The sequence below is a fragment of the Belliella buryatensis genome (genome assembly GCF_900188245.1).
GTDB classification, from domain to species: domain Bacteria; phylum Bacteroidota; class Bacteroidia; order Cytophagales; family Cyclobacteriaceae; genus Belliella; species Belliella buryatensis.
Genome location: NZ_FZOK01000021.1, coordinates 23,344 through 29,343, shown reverse-complemented (window position 1 = coordinate 29,343; position 6,000 = coordinate 23,344). Strand labels below are relative to the sequence as shown.

Below are 6,000 nucleotides of genomic sequence, written 5' to 3'. Positions count from 1 at the left end.
TTTCTTAACGGTTTACACAATCGTCTTAAAAACAGCCTCAATTAGGGCCGTTCTTAGGTAACCTATTTTGAGACTAAAATGATCAGACAGATAAAAGTAACCAATAGTCACAATAAAGATCCCCGAAGGGGGATCAATACTTAGTAGCCCCGTACAAGGCGCGTGGATATAGTTGTAGTCAAAATATTCGATATGCGCCGCAGTGCGGGGTCAAGATGTGCGTACGAATGACCATGAGTCCCGGGGGATGTAGATATGGGGGATGATGGTCGGGCTCGGGACGATAAGGGGAAAGTGGACTTAGGGGAAAGGAGAAAGGATGAAGGGTGAGGGAAAGAATGTTTAGCTGCTTAACTGCTTAACTGTTTAGGGGGAAGGGGCTTAGTTATTAAGTTGGTTGAATTAATTAGGGAAAAGGGAGGAAGGATGAAGGGGTACAAAGTACAATCCGCCACGGCGGACGAGTTGAACCAAGTAAAGGAGGAAAGAAAAAGGGAAAAGATAAAAGGTTAAAGGGGAAAGAGTGAAAAAGGTAAAGTGAAAAAGAAGCGTAGGTGGTGGCTACGCTTAGTTGATGGTTTTGTTTTCTAGGAAGTTGTGGACTTTTGCTAGGTAGGATCGGCCGATGGTGCATTTAACGCCATTGGCAAGTGTAAGCTCGTGGCCTGTCACACTTTTGATGTAATCTGTGTTGATATAGAATGATTTGTGTAATTGGAGGAGTTTTGGGAAATTGAGTTTGTGGTAAAGTGTTGATAGAGGAATTCTAATCTTCACCTTATCTTCCACTAAGTGTATTGTAGTGATATTAGCGCTGTGTTCGATAAAAATGATATCATCTAAGATCAGGCTATTGTAGGTTTTGTGTCCAGCGGATTTGAAAAAAACCATTCTTTCAAAGTCTTCGGCCTCATAGATTTTATTGGGGATTATTTTAGCTTTTGCTCTATCGAGTGCATCTTTTAATTCTTTGAACCTTGGTGGCTTGGTAATGAAATACTCTGCCCCTATTTGTATGGTGTCCAGTGAATATTGAGGATAGGCTGAGCAAATCAAAACAGGGATATTGTTTTGGATTGCAAGATCTGCTAGCTCAAAACCAAAAATAAGGGGCATGTCTATATCCGTAATCAGGATATGGAATTCTTTATTCTTTATCTTGTCAATGATATCTTCTGGATTGGTAGTTTTGAATTTTACATTGTAATCTAACATTCTAGAAACCCAGAAATCTAATTCATCGAGCGCTTTTGGTTCGTCATCTACAATTGCAACACTAAATTCTTTGATCATAATTAACCTGTAAATTTAAATGAAACTGATTATTGAGTTTTTGATATTGAAGGCTGTAGCCGTCTTTGAAATGATAGGCAAGTATATCTTCAATTGTTGATAGACCTGTTTTATTTTGTTCAATAAAATTTCTTTTCTTGGTGTTATTTTGAGAAGAAAAATGAAAAGTGATTACACCAGAATTTTCAATCAATTTTCCAGCAATCTTTACGGGGTTATTTTGGTCTTTGTAATCACCATGCTTGAAGATGTTTTCGGTGATTGTGAGTAAAATCATTTTTGGAAAATGAAGGGAGCTGCTTAAGGTATTGTCTAAATCGACATCAAATTCTAAGGCTAATGCCTCTTCAAAGCGTAATCTTTGACATTCTATATAGCTCTTAAGTGCGTGAACTTCTTCTTGAAGGGTATTTTCTTCTTCAATGTTTTTAAATCCATATCTTAAAAAGTGAGCAAATTCTACAATTTGTGTATGAAGGTCAAGTGAGTGTTTTCTAATCTGGTGATTTAAAGACAGTAATGTATTGAAAAGGAAATGAGGGTTCAGCTGTAGGCTATAGTGGTTTATTTGGAGTTGTTTGTATTCGAGCTTAATCTTCATTTTTTCAAAACTGCCATAGATCACTTTTAAAACCAACCAAATAAAAACTCCAAAAATAGTAAACTGGTATGTTCTTAAAATACCGTGAATTAAATGCCTTTTAAAAGGGCCTGGCTGAATTTCTAATAAGATAAATACTTTAGCATAAATTAAGCTAGAACATAAAATAAAGATTAAGATAAAAAGGAAAAACCCGATAATTGACAACTTTTTATCAAAATTTAATAAAAATATTAAAGAGAAATAAGAACATGAAAATGCAAAAGCAAGGTTTAATAAAGCAAATTTAATATTGATCGATTCCTTTTCATAGAGCATTAAATATGAAAAAATATCTAAAGCAAGGTATAGAAACAAAGATGCTAAAACTAATAAAAATGGATTATGAATTAACCTTTTTATCAGATGGTTTTCTATGCTAAAATTGTCAGTCAGCCTCTTTTTATTGTTGTTTAGCCCAGATTTTTTCATTTACCTCTTTTGGGTTTTAAATTCAATCATGATAAATAAATGCGAGTTAGGTGGATTTAGCTTTCATGTGAGAAAATCCACCAATAAGAATTTGAAAAAAAATGGCAGCAAGAGATTAGCTACGACCAGCTTTTTTCAAGAGTGTTACACAACAATTCTAACTAGTGTAACTGGCTGAGTGCAATTTATTAGAAGCACTTAATGGTTCTCGGTCGTAAATGGGCAATACGGACTGAGATGTATTGGAAGCATAAAAAGCCTAGCGCTAATACCGGGTAAAGATCCGGTTGAGGGTAAAAGACCCTTGGAGAAATGGGCGGTGTTACAGCTACACTGCCCTTTTTCATTCCCAGGTACTTCGTCTAGGGATGACGTAATCTTTTACTTTTTGGACGGGAATACCATGAAAATCAGCATATTCTTCAATTGTGACCATTTGATGGTCTTGTTTATTGTAGAAGGATTTGATTTCCTTCAGGACTTTGTATGCATAAGATTTACTTCTTCCGGTAATGATCATGATATCCTGCGCATAGATAATGCCTCTATCCTTTAGGATCACTATTTCAAATCAATAGGTTGAACTTTGATTTTTTGAAAGCATCATGGGCTGTGTTGCTTGGCCTAAAGGCAGAAAAATTTGTTCTTTTCATCATAACTATTTGGTTTAGATTGACGATAAAATTTTCTTCTTTAGAAGAAGTGTTGCTAAATAATATGTCTAACATAAGGAATAGTTTTCAATAAAACTAGTATTTATGGAATATTTTTGTGCATAAATGATTGTTATATAGGTATTTGTGTTGGAAGGTTTGAAAGTTGGGAAAGTTGGAAGGTTGGTTATTGGGAATTAGGATATTGAAAGATTGGAAAATTCGAAGATTGGGGGCTCGGATCCTCCCTGAGGGAGGTAAATACGGGGATTTATATTTATTGGGGATTGGTTAAGGGTTAAATGTTAAGGGTTAAGCGTTAAAGACAACATGGTAGGTAGGTTGGTGATGGTGTTTTGGATTGAAATTTAATGTATGGAAATGTATTAAGTGGGGAAAGAGGGTCTTCGGGGTTAGCGAAGACCTTCTTTGGTTGGAGTTGGATATTTACTCTTTTGGTTTTGGTTGTCGTGATTTTGATTTTAAGACAGGTGGAATCGGTTCTTCGGATGTTGCTTGGGCAATCACGGAGAGCGATGATCCAACTGCCAAAGCATAACCTGCGGCAGTTACAATTAACTCTGGGACTATTTCAGGTATTGCCAAAATAGCTCCAGCGATGGTAACTAAGATCAGCCCAATATTTCGAATTTTTTGAAATATTCGGGGTGTTGGTGCATTCCACCTTTTATTGATTTCTTGAATTGTATTCATGGTTTTGATATTAGTCCCAAAGTATCGGGATGGTTATTAGTTATTAGTTGTTGGTTGTAAAAGCTTTTTTAAGCCACCTTTTGATGAACTGTTGTTCGAGTTGAAGTCTGGTGCACAGTTCGCTCAATTTACCTTGCTGGATTTTCATCAGTCTTATATCCTGAATAAGGAGGTGTAGGAAATAAGCTATGATGGAAAGGAGGAGTGAAATCACCCCTCCTACTACTACCGGATATATTGATCCATAATTGATTAATCCATCCATGACAGTTCGTAGTGCACAAGATTTAAAGCAGCATCTGGATAGCTCCTTATCTCCAGCAATACCTGCTCTTGCTCATTGAGGATGGAAAAGACCAAGTCTTTCAATTTTTCGAAAGCATGCTTGGACTGGATTCCTACTCCTTCACCTTTGATTGCTGTCACTGGAATGATACAATCCGGAAGTTCCGTTGATTTCCAGTTTCTAGGAAGTAGTCTGACTTCTCCCCTACCCGGCACTTGCTCTATGACCATATGCCATCCCCATTTTTCAGAGAATTCCCTCTTGAGCTTGTAAACTCCTTCGGGAATACAGGATTCTGGAGAGGTATTTCTGCGCCAAGGTTTTTCGATTGTATGACAGATTTTGTGTCCGTCAATTGTAATCGTTCCATTGGTACCGCCTGGCCAATATTCACGTTCTAGATGGAGCTTCATGACCTTAATCGATTAAGATGATTTTGGCAGCATTGTGCGTTCTATCATTTAAGTCATAGAAATCACCATTGACTTCTTGTAAGAACTCGACGCCGATAGCATAGAAATCTGTATGGCCTGCCAAGCCCAATTTTGTCAATGCCAGGCTAAAGCCTGTCACTGGCGTAATATTGATTGGCATTTCTGGCCCTACGATACTTTGAGAGCGATATACTTCTTCAGTGAAGTCGACTGCAGCATTGACCAAGAATAGTCTGAAATGCGTAGCACCTTGAGGATTAGCTAGCATCTTAGATGGTACAAAGTCATTGAGGTTGACTGTAACATCTGAGGTACCATTATCCACCGTAAAAGGGACAAACACAGTAGATTCCCACATGGCATTGTAGCTGAATTGGAATCCATTGAATATGGTGATATCACCATTGGCGATTATTCTTTCCCCTCTTTTGCTTGTGGGATCTGACTTGATCACCCTTAGGGCTGTGGAATAAAGCCTGTTGTGCGTTCTCAGGTCTCTTGATCTGAGGGTAATTTCCCGGAAAGCATCTTTCAAGAATTTTGAAGAGGTAGCAGCTCTTGCAAACTCAGCGAGGTTTTCCCTGGTTCTTTGAAAGCTTGGGTCGTTCATTATTCTACTTTTGGGTACACCGCCTTTTTGTCTGGCATTGTATCCATTCTTTCCTTTGTAGAAGGTCACATCACCGATGGTTCCTTCCAATTTTATAAAACTCGATTGTCTTGCCATAATCGTCTGGTTTACAGGTTAAACATGACCGAATTTGAATCGAGAAATTTTAGGATCAAAAAAAGCGTGGAATATGTGGAATCTATGGAATCTGTGGAAAATGTGGACGGAAATTGGGGAAAGGAAAAAGGGGTACGAAGTACAAAGTACAAAGTACCAAGTAAAATAGGAAAGTTGAAGGAGGAATTATGAAGGGGGAAGGGAATTAGTTGATTGAGTTAATTGGGGGAAAGGAAAAAGGGTAAAGGGAAAAGGGGCTCGCTAAGGACGGCTGAGGAGCAAAGGAAGGGAAGGAAGGGTGAGGTATGAAGGAAGAAAGGGAAAAGGGGAAAGGAAAAAGGGGAAAGGAGGAAGGGTGAGGGAAAGAATGTTTAGCTGCTTAACTGCTTAACTGTTTAGGGGGAAGGGGCTTAGTTATTAAGTTGGTTGAATTAATTAGGGAAAAGGGAGGAAGGATGAAGGGGTACGAAGTGGTTAACTGCCCCGAGGTGTCGGGGTTGCTTAATTGATTAGGTAGGGTGAAATGAAAGAGGAAGGATTGTATTTTTTTTAGAATCTATATAAACGGATGCTTGATTTTTGTTACGGGGTCAGCTTACGGGGTCAGACTATCCCCAGCTTTACCCCAGCTTTGATACTACTTTGATGTAGCTTTGGTAGTAAGGGAGAGGGAGAGAGAAGGAGAAAGGGAAAAGGGGAAAGGGGAAAGAAGTGATTAACTGGTTATTTGCTTAACTGCTTAGGGGGAAAGGAAAAAGGGGAAAGGGGAAAGGTTAAAGGGGATTAGTAATTTTGATTGAGTTAATTGGGGTAAAGGATGA

Annotated in this window: 8 protein-coding genes; 1 reads left to right on the top strand and 7 read right to left on the bottom strand. The window is 38.2% G+C overall.

Annotated features, from left to right (window positions below):
* Positions 1 to 567: 567 nt before the first annotated feature.
* The 7 genes from CHB66_RS16245 to CHB66_RS16215 form a co-directional block, all read right to left on the bottom strand.
* The gene (locus CHB66_RS16245) at positions 568 to 1,293 is read right to left on the bottom strand and encodes a LytR/AlgR family response regulator transcription factor (protein ID WP_089242467.1); all 726 of its coding nucleotides are present in this window, start codon (positions 1,291 to 1,293) and stop codon (positions 568 to 570) included.
* Positions 1,277 to 2,365, bottom strand: coding sequence for a histidine kinase (locus tag CHB66_RS16240; RefSeq protein ID WP_089242466.1), 1,089 nt, complete (start codon positions 2,363 to 2,365; stop codon positions 1,277 to 1,279). The genes CHB66_RS16245 and CHB66_RS16240 overlap by 17 nt, the downstream gene beginning before the upstream one ends.
* Before the next feature lie 343 nt (positions 2,366 to 2,708).
* A complete protein-coding gene (locus CHB66_RS16235; RefSeq protein WP_089242465.1) occupies positions 2,709 to 2,927 on the bottom strand; it encodes a hypothetical protein in 219 nt (72 codons plus the stop codon).
* Between the two features lie 538 nt (positions 2,928 to 3,465).
* The gene (locus tag CHB66_RS16230) at positions 3,466 to 3,732 is read right to left on the bottom strand and encodes a hypothetical protein (RefSeq protein WP_089242464.1); all 267 of its coding nucleotides are present in this window, start codon (positions 3,730 to 3,732) and stop codon (positions 3,466 to 3,468) included.
* Between the two features lie 43 nt (positions 3,733 to 3,775).
* Positions 3,776 to 3,997 (bottom strand): hypothetical protein, encoded by a 222-nt coding sequence (locus CHB66_RS16225; protein ID WP_089242463.1) that lies wholly within the window; start codon positions 3,995 to 3,997, stop codon positions 3,776 to 3,778.
* On the bottom strand, positions 3,985 to 4,431 hold the full coding sequence (locus CHB66_RS16220) for a DUF5675 family protein (RefSeq protein ID WP_089242462.1): 447 nt from the start codon (positions 4,429 to 4,431) through the stop codon (positions 3,985 to 3,987). Before CHB66_RS16220 ends, CHB66_RS16225 begins: the two co-directional genes overlap by 13 nt.
* Positions 4,432 to 4,435: 4 nt before the next feature.
* Positions 4,436 to 5,179 carry a hypothetical protein gene (locus CHB66_RS16215; protein ID WP_089242461.1) on the bottom strand — a complete coding sequence of 248 codons (744 nt, stop codon included), beginning with the start codon at positions 5,177 to 5,179 and terminating at the stop codon, positions 4,436 to 4,438.
* 24 nt (positions 5,180 to 5,203) lie between these two features.
* On the opposite strand from CHB66_RS16215, the gene CHB66_RS17035 reads away from it, so the two are divergent.
* Positions 5,204 to 5,371 carry a hypothetical protein gene (locus CHB66_RS17035; RefSeq protein ID WP_170932516.1) on the top strand — a complete coding sequence of 56 codons (168 nt, stop codon included), beginning with the start codon at positions 5,204 to 5,206 and terminating at the stop codon, positions 5,369 to 5,371.
* The last annotated feature ends 629 nt before the right edge of the window (positions 5,372 to 6,000 follow it).